The 17,171-nt window shown below is 70.0% G+C and carries 11 protein-coding genes; all 11 read right to left on the minus strand.

Features of this window, described 5'->3' with window-relative positions; all coding sequences use genetic code 11:
* Positions 1-9: 9 nt before the first annotated feature.
* Complete coding sequence (locus AB4Z46_RS22120; RefSeq protein ID WP_442285691.1) at positions 10-5,964, minus strand: CHAT domain-containing protein; 5,955 nt, start codon at positions 5,962-5,964, stop codon at positions 10-12.
* Positions 5,965-5,973: 9 nt separating this feature from the next.
* A complete protein-coding gene (locus AB4Z46_RS22125; RefSeq protein ID WP_442285692.1) occupies positions 5,974-6,816 on the minus strand; it encodes a caspase family protein in 843 nt (280 codons plus the stop codon).
* Between the two features lie 109 nt (positions 6,817-6,925).
* A complete protein-coding gene (locus tag AB4Z46_RS22130) occupies positions 6,926-7,339 on the minus strand; it encodes an acyl-CoA thioesterase (RefSeq protein WP_442285693.1) in 414 nt (137 codons plus the stop codon).
* A 147-nt stretch (positions 7,340-7,486) separates the two neighbouring features.
* Positions 7,487-8,788: a TRAP transporter large permease gene (locus AB4Z46_RS22135; protein WP_442285694.1), complete on the minus strand. Its 1,302-nt coding sequence runs from the start codon at positions 8,786-8,788 to the stop codon at positions 7,487-7,489.
* Positions 8,785-9,309: a TRAP transporter small permease gene (locus AB4Z46_RS22140; protein ID WP_442285695.1), complete on the minus strand. Its 525-nt coding sequence runs from the start codon at positions 9,307-9,309 to the stop codon at positions 8,785-8,787. Before AB4Z46_RS22140 ends, AB4Z46_RS22135 begins: the two co-directional genes overlap by 4 nt.
* A 34-nt stretch (positions 9,310-9,343) precedes the next feature.
* The gene (locus AB4Z46_RS22145) at positions 9,344-10,372 is read right to left on the minus strand and encodes a TRAP transporter substrate-binding protein (RefSeq protein ID WP_442285696.1); all 1,029 of its coding nucleotides are present in this window, start codon (positions 10,370-10,372) and stop codon (positions 9,344-9,346) included.
* Between the two features lie 107 nt (positions 10,373-10,479).
* Positions 10,480-11,472 carry a Bug family tripartite tricarboxylate transporter substrate binding protein gene (locus tag AB4Z46_RS22150; protein ID WP_442285697.1) on the minus strand — a complete coding sequence of 331 codons (993 nt, stop codon included), beginning with the start codon at positions 11,470-11,472 and terminating at the stop codon, positions 10,480-10,482.
* A gap of 61 nt (positions 11,473-11,533) precedes the next feature.
* A complete protein-coding gene (locus AB4Z46_RS22155) occupies positions 11,534-13,156 on the minus strand; it encodes an indolepyruvate oxidoreductase subunit beta family protein (RefSeq protein WP_442285698.1) in 1,623 nt (540 codons plus the stop codon).
* A gap of 5 nt (positions 13,157-13,161) precedes the next feature.
* Positions 13,162-15,315: a thiamine pyrophosphate-dependent enzyme gene (locus AB4Z46_RS22160; protein WP_442285699.1), complete on the minus strand. Its 2,154-nt coding sequence runs from the start codon at positions 15,313-15,315 to the stop codon at positions 13,162-13,164.
* 13 nt (positions 15,316-15,328) lie between these two features.
* Complete coding sequence (locus AB4Z46_RS22165; protein WP_442285700.1) at positions 15,329-15,973, minus strand: c-type cytochrome; 645 nt, start codon at positions 15,971-15,973, stop codon at positions 15,329-15,331.
* Positions 15,970-17,166, minus strand: a complete 1,197-nt coding sequence (locus AB4Z46_RS22170) for a PQQ-dependent sugar dehydrogenase (protein ID WP_442285701.1) — start codon at positions 17,164-17,166, stop codon at positions 15,970-15,972. Before AB4Z46_RS22170 ends, AB4Z46_RS22165 begins: the two co-directional genes overlap by 4 nt.
* Positions 17,167-17,171: the final 5 nt, after the last annotated feature.

The raw sequence follows: 17,171 nt of genomic DNA on the forward strand, positions 1-17,171 counted from the left end.
ACGGCTTTCTCAGCCCGGCAATGCCGCCTTCGGCCGGTCGCCGCGCGCGTCGCGCCCCGGCCGCAACTGGCTGACGAGGGCCAGCAGACCATCGGCCATGCGCCGGTAGCCTTCTCCGGCGCCCATCAGGAAACGGGCGTCGAAGAGGGTCGACAGCAGCTCCAGGTGGTCGACCGTCCGGTCGACATGCCGGACCTTCGGGCCCAGGTTCTCCAGTGCCGAGCGGTAGGCCTGGAGCACGTCGCTCAGCGCCGCTTCGCCGGCCGTGTCCGGCGCCGCGAAGCTGCCGTCGCGCAGGCGTTCGACCAGCACCGCCTCCGGGCTCAGGACCACATCCCAGGGATCGCCGCTCGCCGCATAGAGACGCGACACGGCCTGGCCGCATTGCCGGGCCAGGGCCACGCCGGCCGAGATCTCGTCGGCCTCGTCCCAGCCGTCGAGCGCCACCCGCAGCGCCAGGCCGTGCAAGGCGTAGTAGGGCCTGAAGCCGTCGTCGCCCGGCACCCCCTGCGCCCGGGTGTAGGCCTGCAGGCCGGCGTCGGCCGCCTCGGCCATCGCATCCCGCCACTGGGCTCGCTGGGTCGCGCTGGCGTCGAGGCGCAGCAGCCGCTGCGCGAACACCACGGCCCGGCGCTTGTGGGCGCTGGCCAGCAGGGCGAAGCGGTCGGCGTTGAGGATCGCCGCCGGGCCGGAATGGAAGAGGCCCACGTTCGACACCAGCTTGTCCAGCGACAGCAGCCGTTCGATGCCGTGTTCGATCAGCGACAGGCCCTCGGGGCCGGGGCGCGGACTGCGCGCCTTGCCGGCTTGCTGATCGGCGCGGATCCGGTGGATGTCCTGATCGGCGCACGCGGCGCCGAGTTCGATCTCGACCGCGGCCAGTTGCTCGATGTCGCGGATCGGCACCCGGCCCTGCTGGTCGACCGACTGGATCGCGGCCAGCAGCGCCTGCTGCGCCTGCTCGAGGCAGCCGAGGTCGCGCCAGGTGGCGCCGAGCGCGGACTGCAGCGCCGGCAACCGCAGCCAGGCCGGCGGGCAGCGCTTGTCGCGCGCCTCCTCGATGGCCCGGATGCGCGCCTGCCGGTCGCTCTCGAGCGGGCGGTCGGGCCGGCGCGAGGCCTCCACCCGCGCGCGGGCCAGCTCGTCGAGCATTTCGTCGAGCGAGACGAAGGCGCTGCCGTCCTTCGACGCGCCGGCGGCGCCGTCGGCGTCGGCCTCGGCCCGCCAGAGCGGGTCGCCGTAGGCCTGGAAGGCACCCCAGGTCACGTTGTCGGGCCGGGTGGCCCAGAGCGCCTGCCGTGCCTCGAAGACCGCATCGCCGAAGGGACGGCGGTCCTGCAGCAGCGCCTGGTAGAAGACCTCGCCGAACTGCTGCGCGAGCTGGTCGTCGACCGCCCAGCCGGCCACCACCACGCAGCGCACGCCGATGTCCATCAGCTCGCGCGCCACGCTGGCGGCCAGCTTGTTGCCGTCGCGCACCGTGGGTCCGGCCGGTGCGCCGGCGTCGATCTGCCCCAGGTGGCAGCAGTTGAGGAACACCAGCTCCGGCACCGATTCCATCGCCGCGATCTCGGCCGCGGTGATCAGCAGGCCGCCCGAGAGCACCACGCCGCTGCGGCGCAGGCCGTCGGCGTGCAGCTGGTCGAAGACGCCGTGCGCCGACACGTGCAGGATCCGGTACGGCTTGCGGTAGAGCTTGGCCAGCACGTCGGCGGCCAGGTGGTGGTCGCCGATCGCGCGGCTCACGTCGTAGCCCATGTTGGCGAACAGGGCGGCGATCGCGGTCGCCTCGACCTCGGCACCGGCGAGCGCGTCCGGGTCCCTGTGCTCGGGATTGGCCGGGTCGGGAAAGGCCGCGCCGAAGCCCTGCACCGAGGGGTTGCCGATCACATAGGCGTTGTGTGCCAGGCTCTGGCGCACGTCGCGCCGGAAGGCCGCCGAGGAGAGCTGCCGCACCACCGGCGTGCACAGCGCCAGCGGCAGCAGCGGGCCGTCGCTCTGGGCCTCGGGCGTGAACAGCGGATCGGTCAGCATCAGCTCCCACGGCAGGTTCGCGGTGGCGCTGTCGACCACCAGCACGATGCGCTGCAACTGCCGTGCGGCATCCTTGAACTCCGGCGGCACGATCAGCTGGAACAGCATGCGACCGAAGTCGGAGTTCCAGCTGGTCTGGCTGATCTGCTGGCGCACCAGGGTCTCGATCAGGCTCGGCTGGCGCTGCTGCACCACGGTCTCGGCCCGCGCGCGCTGGCCGACATAGAGGAAGCGCAGCCGGTTGGCGAGCCGGGTCGTGCCCTCGGGCCGCGACACGCCGGGCGGGTCGTCGGCGTCGGTCACGATCAGCCGCGGCCAGTAGCTGGCGCCACGGATGTCAAACAGGCGCTGGCGCAGGCCGATGCCCTGCACCAGCTCGGCGCTGCAGGCGAGCAGCGTGTCCTTGACGGCGGCCGTGGCCGCGAGCCGCGGCGCCAGCTGCCGCAGCTCATAGACCGCGGTGATCGCGGTGTCCAGGTAGAGCTCGACGATGTCCAGCCGCGCCACGCGCACCGACAGTCCGGTGGTCCGCTTGAACTTCTCGTTGGCATCGATGACACCTCGCACCAGCGCCTCGACCGAGGCCGCGATCGTCAGGTTGGCCGACGAGTTGTAGCCCAGCAGCAGCGTCGCCAGCGGCACCTCGCGATCCTCGCGGCCCATCACGTCGACCACCTGCAGCAGATAGCGCAGCACGCCGGCGCGCACCGCGAGCATCAGCGAGTCCTGGCTCAGGCTGCCCTCGTAGCGGCCGAGCCCGGTGACCACCGCGCCCGTGAGCACGCCGCGCCGGCGGTCCAGCGCGCTCGGCGCGCGCAGCACCACGGCGGCGGTGCCCAGCGGCCCGGCGTAGAGGTCGAGCGCCTTGCGCTGGGCCAGCTGGCCGTCCATCAGCTCGGTGTCGATCAGGGCCTCGGTGCCGGCCATCGAGTCGTTCTCGTAGTGGCCGACCAGGATCGGGCAGGCCAGGAAGCGCAGGTCCATGGCCTTCATGCGAACTTCGAGCCGCAGCCTGGCGCGCGGCGCCATGTGGCTGCCGGGCGTGCCGCCGATCACCGCCGCCGCCAGGTTGAGGTCGTCGATCGCGTTCGGTGGTCCCGGGTCGTAGCTCTGCGGGCGTTCGGGGGCGGCCGCGCGCGTGGCCGGCGGGTTGCGGTCGAGCCGGGCGGTGGCGCCGCCGACCAGCAGCTCGCCGAGGGCCGCGAAGCTGTCGGCGGTCGACAGCAGGTCGCCATGCACCGCCGGCAGGTAGTAGAAGCTGCCGATGTTGCCGATGCGCCCCGAGTCCCAGGTCACGGTGCCGTCGCCGCGGGCGGTCGACACCATGCGCAGGCGCTTGCTGCCGCCGCGGTCCTCGAGTCGCAGGCCGCAGGGCGTGTTGGGCGCGATGCCGAAGACGTAGATGGCCTTGGCCTGGTAGTCGGCGGGCAGGCTCGGCACGGCGCCGGCCTTGGCGTCTTCGGTCCATAGCCAGCCGGCCGAAGCCAGCGTGTCGGCATCGGGCTGGCCGCAGCGCTGGTCGCCGAACCAGAGGTCGGTGTTGAGGGCTCTCAACTTCTTCCAGGCCTCGGCGTCCCAGTACTGCTGCGCCTCGCCGCCTTCGGGCTGACCCTGGAAGGTGTCGACGAAGCCCGGGCTCGGCAGCAGTTGCAGCGCGCCGCGGAAGCCGGCCACGATGTCCAGCACGTCCTGCATGTCGTGGCGGAAGTCGAGCCGCGCCAGGGCCCGCAGCGCGTTGCCCTTGCCGAGCAGGTTCTCGACCATCGAGTGCGATCCCTGGTGCGGCGTGCCGGCCATCACCAGGCGCGCGCCGTCGCGCCGCATCAGGGTGTCCATCACGTCGCGGCGGCGATAGATGCAGGCTCGCACCACCAGCCCGCCCATGCTGTGCGCGAGCAGGCGCACCGGCTGCGCGGTCTGCTTCAGCAGCAGTTCGAGGAAGATGCCGAGCCGTTCGCCCAGCACGTCGAGCGGCTGGCGCCAGTCGTAGGGAAAGGGCAGCACCTGGTGGCTGGCCGCCAGGTGCTCGCAGATGTCGCCATAGGTCCTGCCGAACAGCTCGCCGGCCGTGACCCGCTCGGCGCCGAAGGCGATGCTCTGGAGCGCGCCGGCGGCCAGCGAGAGCGGATCGAGCCAGACCCGCTTGCCGTCGGCATCGAGACAGGTGCCCATGATGCCCGGCAGCACCACCACCACCGGCCGGTCCACGGCGGCGACGCCGCGCGACTTGCCGATGCCGGCCGCATCGAGGCTGGTGAAGCCGGCCGGGATGGCCCGGAAGGCGTCGAGCGTTTCGGGCCGGTCTTCCACCAGCCAGTCGCGCAGCGCGCTGCGGGTCTCGAGGTTGCCGAAGTAGTTGAAATGCGAGACGTCGGCCGCGCGGTCGAACAGCACCCGGGCCCGGGTTTTCGCGGCCACGCCGGCCAGCATGGCGGCGGTGTCGACCACCAGGTCGTTGTCGGTGTTCTCGAACAGCAGGAAGTCGGTCAGCAGCACGCCCATGCGCATCAGCAGGTTGCCGCCCTGGATGTCGCCCGCGATCAGCGCCATGCGGATCCCGGGCTGCACGGCGGCGTCGCGCAGCAGCGCGGCCATCGGCGAGTCGGGCAGCATCGCCTCGAGGCCCGGCACCAGGTGCGGGTTGGTGCGGTTCCTCGCGATCTCGATCACCACCCGCTTGAACGCGGAGTACAGCGGGTTGCCGAAGAAGTAGGGCACGTGGCCGATCAGCGTCAGAAGGCCCGACAGGAAGACGTCGAAGTTGCCGCTCGCGAGCCGGGTGCCCTGCGCCGGGCTGGCCACGCGCACATAGCGCTCTACCACCAGCGACTTGTCGCGCAGCAGGGTGAACAGCGCGCGCAACTGGTCGCGATGCTCGGCATGCGCGCGGTCCAGTTCCCGACGCACCTCGGCCTCGCGGCCCTGGGCGTCGCCGACGCCGGGGAAGGCGAAGCTGTAGCTGTCGATGTGCTGGTCGATGTCCTGCAGGCACAGGAGGTCGCCGACCAGGCCGCCGCGCGAATGGGTCACCAGGCTGACGCGGGCGCCGCGCGGTAGGGGGGCCGCGAGCTGCAGCGCGTTCTCGATCGGGCTCTCCGACAGCGTGCGGTGTTCGAAGCCGTAGATGCCGCCCGGGAAGCGGCTCTCGAGCCGGGCCCAGAGCCCGCGGTCGCTGCGCTGCAGGTCGCCGAAACTGCCCAGCGTGCTGGAGCCGGTGCCGTGGATGAAGACCAGCGCCGGCCGGGGCTTGCCCTCGGCATCGATCATCCGGGCGGTGTCGTCGGCGACGCCGCCTTCGAGCGTGCCGCCGCCGTCTTCCCAGCGGTAGAGGTGCCCGGCAGGGCGCGCGAGCCGCTCCTCGACCGCCCACATCAAGGCCTTGGTGCCCAGCCAGCTGACGCCGACGCCGGCGAGGTCCGCGAGCTTGTCCTTGCCCTTGCCGGGGATGAGCTCGGCCAGCCGGGCCTGTGCCGCGTCGATCAGCGGGTCCCGGCCCACGGCCAGCGAGATCACCTGGCTGACCAGTCTGCCGGCGCTGCCGGCGAACACGCCGCGCTGCAGCACCGCGCCCTCGGCATTCATGCGGTCGAAGAGGATGCGGCCTGCGGCATCGACCAGGTCCGGTCGGTTGCGCAGCAGTGCCGCCTTCAGGCCCGCGGGGCTGGTGATCAGGGTGCCGCCGTCGGCCAGTTCGATCACCAGCACCTGGCCGGCCTCGGCTTCGAGCTCGGCGCCGACGCCTTCGGGCAGGCCGCGCGCCGCGCTGGAGAGGTCGATGCTGGCCTTGGCTTCCAGCAGGCCCGGCGGCAGGAATTCATCGGGCGTGCGGTCGGTGCCGACGCCGCGGCTCGCGGTCGATCGCAGCAGGGAAGGAACCTCGGGCTTGTCGCTCCGGCGTCCGGTGATCTGCAGCACGATCGCTTCGGCCATGGCGTTCCCTCAGCTGAAGATCGGGCGTCCCGTGGCTTCGCTGCTGCCCTGGATCTGCGGCTTCTGCGGATAGCGCGTGGAGGGGAGATCGTCCGCCAGCGCCTGGTGCCACTGGGCATAGCTGGCGCCCGCGGGCAGCGTCCGCAGGGCCTTGAGGGCGTAGAAGGTGAAGGCGCCGTTCGGCCGGTTCTGGAAGCTCGCGTCGTAGCTGAAGTGGCCTTCGCCTTCCTCGCAGCCGGCCAGCAGCACGTCGCCGACCTCGTCTTCCGGTTCCGTCGCGAAGGCCGAAGAAGCGCCGTGCTTGCCCTTCTTCGGCACCGCCGCGCCCTGCGGCCCCGCGGTGGCCAGGCGCGCCTCGGGCATCCAGGCGCGCATCGGCATGAAACGCGGCATCCGGCCGGCCTCCTTGTCGCTGTTGTCGGGCGGCGCCCGGTTCACGGTGCCCGAGTGGCAGCTGTCGGAGATCAGTACCAGGTGCACGCCGTCGCGGCGGGTCTTGAAGATGGCGTGGATTTCGTCGTCGATCAGCGCGGCGCCGAGCGCCCGGATGTCGTGCGGACACAGGGCCTCGTCGAGGCCGTCGGCCTCTTCGCCATCGGTGTCGTACTGGTAGGTGCCGTGGCCCGAATAGGTGATCACCACCGCGTCGCCGGGGGCGGCCTGGCCGATCACGCGCCGGAAGCCCGCGATCATGCCGGCCTTGGTGGCCTGCTCGTCGAGCAGCTTGCTGACACTGAAGCCGCGCGCCGACAGTTCGGCGGCCCAGTCGTTGGCGTCGTTGACGCAGCCCGCCAGGTCCATGTCGGTGCCTGGGTAGTTGTTGATGCCGATGCACAGGGCGAGCTTGTTCATGCGGAGTCTCCGGTCGTCTCCAGGCATTGGACACGCCGCGGCGGCGCAATTCGTCCGCCAAACGAGGTATGGCGCACGCTAGGGTTCGGCAGGGGGCCGAACCCCGCGCCTACTCGCAGAGCCGCCGGATCTCGGGCGGGATCGGCACCGCACGGATGCCTCCGCCCTCGCGCTTCGCCGCGAAGATGCGCACCTCCTCGCATTCGAGGATCAGGTCCTCGCCACGTGTCACGCGGTAGGCCTGCACGAAGCTCTTCTCGCGCCACTCGGGGATCGCCACCGCGATCTGCAGCGTGTCGCCATAGCTTGCGCTCTTGACGAAGCGCGTGTGGGTGTCGACCAGGGGGGTGCCGATGACACCGAGGGTCCTGGCGGTCTCTTCCCAGCGCGGCACGCCGCGTTCGGCGAAGAAGTGGCGCGAGGCGGCGTCGATCCAGCGGAAGAAGTTGGGAAACCAGACGATGCCGGCGGGGTCGCAGTCGCCGAATTCGACGCGGACGGAATAGGTGACTTCAATGCTCATGGCGATGCCTCTGTGATTTCGCGGCCGGCGCAGCCAGGCCCGTTGGTGAAACACCGCGGAACCGGCTTGGCCGGGCCGCTGGTGTTGCCCCCGGCAGGGGGTGGGCGCCCGGACACGAAGTGCCGGGCAACCTGGGGGCGAGCTCACTCACCCCATTTTCGTCGGGAGCCACAAGGCGATGATGGGAAACGCGATCAGGATCACCAGTCGCAGGATGTCCGTCAGGATGAACGGCAGCACGCCCTTGAAGATGGTGGTGAAGCTGACGTCCTTCACCACGCTCTTGATCACGAACACGTTCATCCCCACCGGCGGATGGATCAAGCCCAGCTCCACCGTCATCACGATGATGACGCCGAACCAGATCGGGTCGAAGCCCAGATGCACGATCACCGGGAAGATGATCGGCACCGTGAGGATGATCATCGCCATGGCGTCCATCAGGCAGCCGAGCACCAGGTACATCACCATGATCAGCGCCAGCACGCCGTAGCGGCCGATGCCCAGGCTGGTGAGGAACTCGGTGAGCTTCTGCGGGCTCTGCGTGATGGTCAGGAAATAGCCGAACAGCAGCGCGCCGATCAGCACCGTGAAGACCGCCGCGGCGGTGCGCGTGGCCGACAGCAGCGCCTCGCGGATCTTCGGGCCGTCGAGCTTGCGCCGCAGCAGGCCGAGAATGAAGGCGCCGCTCGCGCCCACGCCGCCGGCTTCCGTGGGCGTGAAGAAGCCGCCGTAGAGGCCGCCGATGACGAAGACGAACAGCACCAGCGGCGCCCACACGTTCTTGAGGTCGGCCAGCCGTTCGGCCCAGGGCTTGAGCTCGCCGCCGGGCAGCCAGTCGGGCCGCAGCCGGACGATCACCGCGATGGTCAGCACGTACATCGCCATGGCCAGGATGCCGGGGATGATGCCGGCCATGAAGAGCTTGCCGATGTCCTGCTGCGTGAGGATGGCGTAGACCGCCAGCACGGTCGACGGCGGCAGGATCGCGCCCAGCGTGCCGCCCGCGGCGATCACGCCGGTGGAGAACGACTGCGGGTAGTTGAAGCGCCGCATCTCCGGATAGGCCACGGCCGAGAAGGTCGCGGCGGTGGCGACCGAGGAGCCGCAGATGGCCGCGAAGCCGCCGCAGGCCAGCACGGTGGCCACGCCCAGGCCGCCGCGCAGGTGGCCGATCATCGAGTTGGCGGCCTTGAAGAGTTCGCGGCTGACGCCCGACACCGAGACCAGCGCGCCCATCAGCATGAACATCGGGATCACGCCGAAGGTGTAGTCGGTGACGGTCCGCATCGAGGTCTGGCCGACCAGCTTGAGCGCCGGGCCGGGGCCGACGATCCAGGCGTAGCCGGTGACGCCGACCAGGCCCATCGCCATGCCGACCGGCACGCGCAGGAGCATCAGTGCGAAGAGAACCACAAAGCCAAGAACCGCGATCGCATCGGTGCTCATTCGTCGGCTTTCATTTCAGGCTTCGTCTCTTCGAGCAGTTCGGGATGGAAGATCAGCCTGTAGGTCCGGATCGCGATCAGCACCACCGCCGACACGTCGCCCATCCAGGCCACCGCGTAGAACGGCCAGGTCGGGATGTTCATGTCGTAGGTCAGCACGTTGTCGACGTAGGTCGCGCGCACCTTGTCGAACAGCGTGGCGGTCTGCACCGCGACCACGAACAACAGCACCAGCGTGGCGAAGACGTCGATCCAGCGCTTCATGCGCGGGCCGGCGGCGGTCCACACCAGGTCGACCGTGATGTGGCCGCCGCGGTAGCTGGTGGCCGCGATGCCCCAGAAGATCAGGATGCCCAGCAGCATGCGGCCGAAGTCGTAGGAATCGGGAATGGAGGTGTTGAAGAACTTGCGCAGCACCACCGCGAGAAAGATGTTGAGCGCGACGATCCCCACGAACATGGCGGCCAGCCATTCGATCGAATTGATCATCCGATCCATGATCCCCACGCGGGGCTTGGTCATCCCGGCTCCGGTTGCCATCGGACGCTCGCGGCGCTCAGAGTGCCGACTTGTTCTTCACGAGGCTGGCCTTGAGCGCATCCATCACCGCCTTCGGATCCTGCCCCACCTTCTTCACGCCCTCGGCCCATTGCGCCTCGCCGGGCGCGGTGGCCTTGCGCCAGGCGTCGAGCTGCTCGGGCGTGAGCTTGTAGATCTCGTGGCCGGCCTGGCCGGCGATCTTGGCGCGGCCCGCGAACTCGAAGTCGGCCCAGGGCGTGGCGACCTTCTCGGCCCATTCGCTGGTGCAGTGGTCGTCGATCACCTTTTTCTGCGCCGCCGACATGCTGTCGTACTTGCTCTGGTTCATGGCCCAGACGAAGGGCGTGACGTAGAGCGGCACGTCCATGTGAAAGCTCACCACCTTGTCGATCCCGAACAGGCCGATCGAGCCCCACGGAAAGGTGATCGCGTCGGCCACGCCGCGCTCCAGCATGTCGCGCGACTCGGGCGCCGAGGCCTGTACGTTGGTGCCGCCCAGCGAGGTCACCATCTGGCCGATGGTGCTGGTCGCGGGCCGGATCTTCATGCCCTTGATGTCGGTCGGCAACGTGATCTTCTTGCGCGCATGGAAAGTGCCCGGGTCGTGCACGAAGGCGAAGCAGAACTTCACGTCCTTCATTTCCTTGGCGGCGTAGGCGCGGTACCAGGCGTCGATCGCGGCCGAGCCGCCCTTGCCGTCGGCGAACAGGAAGGGCAGCGAGGCGCCCGCCATGATCGGGAAGCGGCCCGGCTGGTAGCCCGGGTTGATGTAGGCGAAGTCGGCGATGCCGTCGCGCGCCATGTCGTAGTGGTCGAAGGCCTTGCCGAGCTGCTCCGAGGGGAACAGCGTCGCCGTGATGGTGCCGTTGGACGCCTTCTTGATGTCGTCCGCCCAGGCCTGCAGCGAAGGGTTCAGCGGATGCTGCGCCGGCACCCAGCTCGACATCTTGAGGTTGACGGGCTTGTCCTGCGCGTGGGCGGGCGCGGACGAAAGGGCCAGCAGGGCGGCGAGCGCCGCGAAGGCCTGGATGCGCGATGGCTTCATGAGTGTCTCCTAGCGTGATCGAAGGGCGAGGGGCCGCCGGAACCGGTTATGTTCTATAAGAATCGTCCGGGCCCGGCTATTCGCGTTTACGTTGACCCTGGGGCGGCTCAGTCCGCCTGGATGTTGCGGTCCTTGATGAGCTGGCTGAACACCGCGGCTTCCTTGCGCGCCACGGCCTTGAAGGCTTCGGGCGTCATCGGCGTCGCCTCGCCGCCGACTTCGCGGAACCGGTTGCGCACGGTTTCGTTGGCCAGCGCCTTGTTGACCGCCGCGTTGAGCCGCAGCCGTACCTCGGGCGGCGTGCCCGCCGGCGCGAACAGGCCGAACCAGGTGTCGTAGTCCATGTTCTTGTAGCCGCGCTCGGCCAGCGTGGGCACGTCGGGAAAGAGCTGCGAGCGCTGCCCGCTGGCCACCGCCAGCATCTTGAGCTTGCCGGCGCGCACGTTCGCGAACGAGATGCCGGGATCGAAGAAGAAGTCGATCTGGCTGGCCAGCAGGTCCTGCAGTGCCGGGGCGGCTCCGCGGTAGGGCACGTGCACGGCATAGATGCCGGCGCTCTGCTTGAACAGTTCGCCCACCAGATGCGGCGTGCTGCCCGAGCCGGCGGAGCCGAAGGACAGCTTGCCCGGGTTGGCCTTGGCGTAGCGCACGAAGGCGTCGACGTCGTTGGCGGCCAGCCCCGGCCGGGTCGTGAGGAAGAGCTGGATGCGGCCGGTGGCGGCCACCGGCGCCAGGTCCTTGTCGGCATCGAAGGGCATCTTGCCGAACAGGAAGGGGTTGACCGACTCGATGCCGGTGCTCGTCAGCGCCAGCGTGTAGCCATCGGCGGGCGACTTGGCCACCGCATCGGCGGCCACGTTGCCGTTGGCGCCGGCGCGGCTCTCGACCACCACGGGCTGGCCGAGCGTCTCGGACATCAGCGGCGCGACCGTGCGCGCCATGATGTCGGCCACGCCGCCGGGCGGGAAACCGACAAGTATCTTCACCGGCTTGCTCGGCCAGGATTGCGCCAGTGCGGCGGCCGGTGCGATGAGCGCGAGGGCCGCGATGGCGCAGGCGGACAGGATGCGTCGTCGGGAGCGGGGTTCTTTGTCGTACATGGGGGAGTCTCCTTTTTTCGATTTCGGGTCGGACGCCGACGCGGTCGGCGTCCGGGCGCGTTCAGGTGCGACGGCCCGGCGCGGACTGCGGCGGCCGCTTCATCCAGCGGATCGGCTGCGCCTTCACGGGCCGCGGCGGCGCGCCGTGGCGGACCAGCGCGGCATCGAGCGCGGTGCCGGCCTCGTCGGCCAGCGCCGCGTCGCGGGCGGCGGCGATCGCGGTGGCGCGCGCCGACGGCGAGCCATCGGGCAGCCGTGCCGTCGCCAGATGGTCGATCACGTGCAGCAGGTTGTCTTTGCCGCGCTCGTTGGTGCTGCCGTAGCCCTTGATGAGACGGCCGCACAGCGCGATCTCGTGTCCCAGGCGCCAGTCCGCGCGCGTGCCGGCGACCACGGCTTCGAGCCAGCGCCCGATCAGCGCCTGCTCCTCGGCGAAGCGGTTGCCGCGCTTGCGCAGCCAGCGCAGCGAGGCCAGCAGGCGCAGCGCGGCCATGCCGACGACCGAATGGCTGCCGACCTTGAGCGGCAGCGCCCACGGCGTCTTGCGGCGCCGGTCCCAGGCGGTCACGCGATGGGCCAGCGAGGCTGGCAGCAATGCCGCGAATTCGGGCGCGCCGGGCTTGAAGTGGTCGTAGACCTTGACGATGTCGCCCTGCGTGGCCTTGACCTCGCCGCGTACGCGCTGCGCCCGGCTGGCGCGGCTCTTGAGCTCGGCCACGCGCACGATGTCGTCGAACGCCATCCACAGCGCGAGCCAGCGCGCCATCTCGCGCGTGACCGCGAAGCCATGGGCCCCCGCGGGGTCGGCCGCGCGCTCGGCGGCCAGCACCTGGGCCAGGCGCTGCACGTAGAGCGCGGCGTAGGCGGCGTCCTGGTAGTCGAGCACGCGCGCATGGCCGAGCGCCAGCAGGTCGTGCACCGGCGCGGGAAACTGCGCGGCCACGGCCGGCGGCAGCGACTGCGGCCGTACGACGTCGTTGGCCGTCGTGGCCAACAAGCGAGAGACCAGGGCGGCCTGTTCGCGCGGCGTGTTCACGGCGTCGAAGGCCTTCGCGAAGCCACGCAGGCTGGCGGCGGCCATCGGGCTCGGCTTCTCCGCCGTGCCGGCGTCGCCGCCGCGCACCACGCGCTCGTAGGCCGCGCGCGGAAAGGGGAACAGCGCGCTGCCCGCGATCGCGCCGAGCATCACGGCGCTGACCACCGTGCCGGCCTCGCGCGCCGCCGCGCCCATGTCGAACACGTGGTGCTCGCGGCTGAATGCCTTCACGACATCGAGCAGGCGAGCGGCGTCGGCGCGGCCGTCGCCGGGCTGCATGCGCTCCGCGGTGGTCAGGGTGCGGGACGAGGAGCTGATGACGACCGTGCGCTCGGGCGCGCTCATGCCGTTGCCGATCTGGCGCGTGGTCTCGAGCAGTTCGGACGAAACGATGGCGTCCAGTGCGCCCGGCACCGGGCTCAGGCTGAACACGGGCTTGCGGCCGCCGAGTTGGGCCAGCGGCACCGGGAAGACCTCGACGTAGTAGGTGGTGGCGCCGGTGCGCTGCGCCACCCCGGGGATCGAGGTGCTCTGCGCCGCATAGCCGGCGTGGCGCGCGGTGTCGACCAGCCATTCGGTCAATACGCCGCCGCCTTCGCCGCCAAGGGCGCAGATCAGCAGTGTGAGGGGGCGTTGTTGGGTGTGCATCGTGTTCATGCCGGTTGCATCACCCGAACCAGTGCCCCGCGCAGGCCGTGAAGCAGGCGTTCGTGCCACTTGGGGTTCTGCACCACCTCGGCGCGGTAGAAGCTCGGGCACAGCGTGGCGGCGTGCGCGTTCGCGCCGCACAGGCCGCAGCCGACGCAGCCGTCAATCACCACGGCCACCGGGTCGACCTTGAGCGGATCGGGGTTGTCCTTGATCGTCAGCGTCGGGCAGCCCGACAGCCGGATGCAGGCGTGGTCGCCGTTGCAGACATCCTCGTCGACGCCGTACTTCACGCGCACCACGCGCTCGCCCTTTCGCAGCAGGCTCGCGATCCAGGGCTTGATGCGGCGTTGCCGTTCGAGCTGGCATTCGCCCTCGGCGATGATCACCTTGAGGCCGTTGAAGTCGCTCGTGAAGGCGTCGTTGAGCGTCTTGCGCATCTTGTCGACGTCATAGGTGTGGACCGTGTGCAGCCACTGCACGCCCAGGCCCTTCAGCGTGGCCTCGATGGTCTGGTTCTTGTCGACCAGGCTCTGCTGCTTGTCGACCGCGCGCTCCTTCATGTCGTCGTCGGGCGTCGAGATGATGTCCTGCGTGCCGGTGGCCGAGGTGTAGCCGTTCTTGAAGATCAGCAGCACCGCGTCGTCGCCGTTGAAAAGCGCGCTCTGCACGCCGGTCAGCAGCCCGTTGTGCCAGAAGCCGCCGTCGCCCATGATCGACAGGGCCCTGCGCTGCATCATCGGCGACACGCCGGCACGGCTTGCCAGGCTCATGCCGTAGCCGAGGATCGAGTGCCCCATCGAGAAGGGCTCGAAGGTGCCGAAGGCATGGCAGCCGATGTCGGCGGCGATGTGCACCGGGCCGCTGTCCTGCTGGGCCAGCTTGAGCGCCGCGAACACCGGCCGCTCGGGGCAGCCGATGCAGAAGCTCGGCGGGCGGTTGGGCAGCGGGGCGTCGAGCTTCGTCGCCACGGCAGCGCGGCGGTCGCGATTGCCCGCGAGCCAGTCCTTGGCCGAATCCTGCGCGTGCCCGGGCAGGTAGCGCTGCGCGAACTGGGTGAGGCCGGCGGCCAGCACCTCGACGCCGTACTCGCCCGCGGCCGGCAGCATGTCGCAGCCGTGCAGCGGCGTCTGGATGTCGCGCCGGCGCAGCAACGTCGCGATCTCCTGCTCGATGTACTCGGGCTGGCCTTCCTCGACCACCAGCACCGCGCGCTTGCCGATGCAGAAATCCGCGACCTCGTCGGGCACCAGCGGATAGGCGACGTTGAGCACCAGCAGCGGGATGTCGGTGGCACCGAAGGCGTCGGCCAGGCCGAGCTGCTGCAGGCTGCGCACGAGGGCGTTGTAGAGCCCGCCCTGCACCACGATGCCGAGGTCGGCATGGGTGCCCGGGATCAGTTCGTTGAGCTTGTGTTGCGCGATGTAGCGGCGGGCGGCCGGCAGGCGCTCCTCGCCCTTGAGCTTCTCGTGCCGGAAGGTGACGGGCGGGTGCGCGAGCCGCATGTAGTCGAAACCCGCCGGTTCCTCGATCAGCGCCCGGGTCGAGACCGGCGGCGGCAGATTGTCCTTGCATTCGAAGCTGCCGCGCACGTGGCAGGTGCGGATGCGCAGCTCCATCATGCAGGGCATGTTGGAGGTTTCCGAGAGCCGGAAGCCATGTTCGACCATGTCCACCATCACCCCGAGGTCGGGCCGCGGGTCGAGCAGGCACATGCTGGACTTGAGCGCATAGGCGTGCGTGCGCTCCTGGATCACCGAGGCGCCTTCGCCGTAGTCCTCGCCGACCACGATCAGCACGCCGCCCTTGACGCCCGGCGACGATAGGTTGGACAGCGCATCGGCCGCCACGTTGGTGCCGACGATCGACTTCCAGGTCACGGCGCCGCGCAGCGGATAGTGGATCGAGGCGCCGAGCATCGCCGCCGCCGACGCCTCGTTGGAGCAGGCCTCGACGTGCACGCCGAGCTCGTCCATGTAGGGCTTGGCCTGCACCATGACGTCGAGCAGGTGCGAGACCGGCGCGCCCTGGTAGCCGCCGACGTAGGCCACGCCCGATTGCAGCAGCCCCTTGGTGATCGCGAGAATGCCCTCGCCGTGAAAGGTGTCGCCGGCACCGAGGCGCAGCGCCTCGATCTCCTTGCTGAATGAAACTTCCAAGAGAAATGGCTCCTTATTTGCCGGGTTGCTTGTCGCCCGCGCCGGTAAAGCGCGAGATGTAGTAGGCGAGGGTGTCCAGATCCTCGGGCGGGATGCCGCTGACGGCGGCACCCATCGCCTGCGTGTAGCCGGGGCGCTTGCCCGAGCGGAACTCGCGCAGCGTGAGCTGCAGATAGTCCTCGCGCTGCTGGGCGAGGCGCGGCACCTGCTGCCCGCCGCTGAAGTCCGCGCCGTGGCAGTTCACGCAGCGATGCGCCTGCGCCAGCGACTGTCCGCGCAGCATGCGCGCCGCATCGCCGGGCGTGGCCGGCGGCGGGGCCGGCACCGGCGGCAGCGTGGCGATGAAGTCCGAGAAGCCGCGCAGGTCGGCGTCGGTCATGGTCTTGGCCACCGCCGACATGGCTTCGTTGGCGCGCCGGCCTTCGCGAAACAGGAACAGCTGCGTGATCGCGTAGAACGCATGCTGGCCCGCCAGCGCCGGCGTGCCCGGCATGTCGGCGCGTCCGTTGGCGCCGTGGCAGGCCGCGCACAGGGCCGCGAAGCGCTGCCCGTAGGCGCCCGGGGCGCCTGGCTTGTTGCCCTGGGCAGCGGCGGGCAGCGCCGCGAGCCAGAACAGGGCGGTCGCAACGGTGATCGCGTGTCTTGCCGCGCTCCTCATCGGCCGCCGTAGCTGATGCGGTAGATGGCGCCGGCGTGGTCGTCGCTCACCAGCATCGAGCCGTCCTTGAGCACCAGGAAGTCGACCGGCCGGCCCAGGTAGGCGTTGTTCTCGACGAAACCGGTCATGAAGGGTTCGACCCGGGCGCCGCCCTTGCCATCGGGCCAGGCGACCGCGATGTCGGCGTACTTGATGGTGCGGTTCCAGGGGCCGTGGCGGGCGATGAACATCGCGCCCTGGTACTTGGGCGGGAACATCTTGCCGCGGTAGAAGGTCAGGCCGAGCGAGCCGGCATGCGGCCCGAGCAGCGCGGCCGGCTTGGCGTAGTCGTCGCAGTTCTTGCCCCAGCCGAACTCGCCGTCCAGGATGTTGCCCTGGTGGCAGTACGGGAAGCCGAAGTGCTGGTCCTTCGCCGTGATGTGGTTGAGTTCGTCGTTCGGCAGGGACTCGCTGAACCAGTCGCGGCCGTTGTCGGTGAACCAGAGGTCGCCGGTCTTGGGATCGAAGTCGAAGCCCACCGTGTTGCGCACGCCGCGCGCGACGGTCTCGATGCCGCTGCCGTCGAGGTTCATGCGGAAGATGCGCGCATGGGCGTCGTCCGGGTCGCAGAGGTTGCAGGGCGCGCCGACCGCGTAGTAGAGCTTGTCGTTGTGGATGCGCAGGTAGCGCCAGCTGTGGTCCTGGCCGCCCGGCAGCTTGTCGTTCAGGACCACGGGCGCGCCGAGGTTGTCGAGCTTGTCCTCGGCATTGTCGTAGCGCAGGATCTGCTTGTGGGTCGCCACGTAGAGCGAGCCCTTGTAGTACTCGATGCCGGTGGCGAATTCCATCTTGTCGATGATGGTCTTCGGGTCATGCTTGCCCTTCTCGGGGATCGCGTAGACCTTGTTGCCGACGAACAGCGTGCTCACGAACACATTGCCCTTGGCGCCCTGGCGCAGCGCGCGCGCGTCGAGCACGCCCGAGGCCCAGGTCTCGACCTTGAAGCCCGGCGGCAGCTTGAACCTGGCCGTCGGCAGCTGGTCGGCCGCGGTCGGGATCGGGAAGGCCGGCACCGGCGCCATGCGGGCCGCGGCCTCCGTCTTCGGTCGCCCCCGCGCCCAGCCGGGTTCGTCGGCCGGGGGTTGCTGTGCCCAGGCGGCGGTCGCTGCGAAGAGCAGCACGGCGAGCGCCGCGCGTTGACGGATCGGGGTCATCTCGT

The sequence above is a fragment of the Variovorax sp. M-6 genome, from assembly GCF_052114385.1.
Lineage (GTDB): Bacteria > Pseudomonadota > Gammaproteobacteria > Burkholderiales > Burkholderiaceae_C > Variovorax.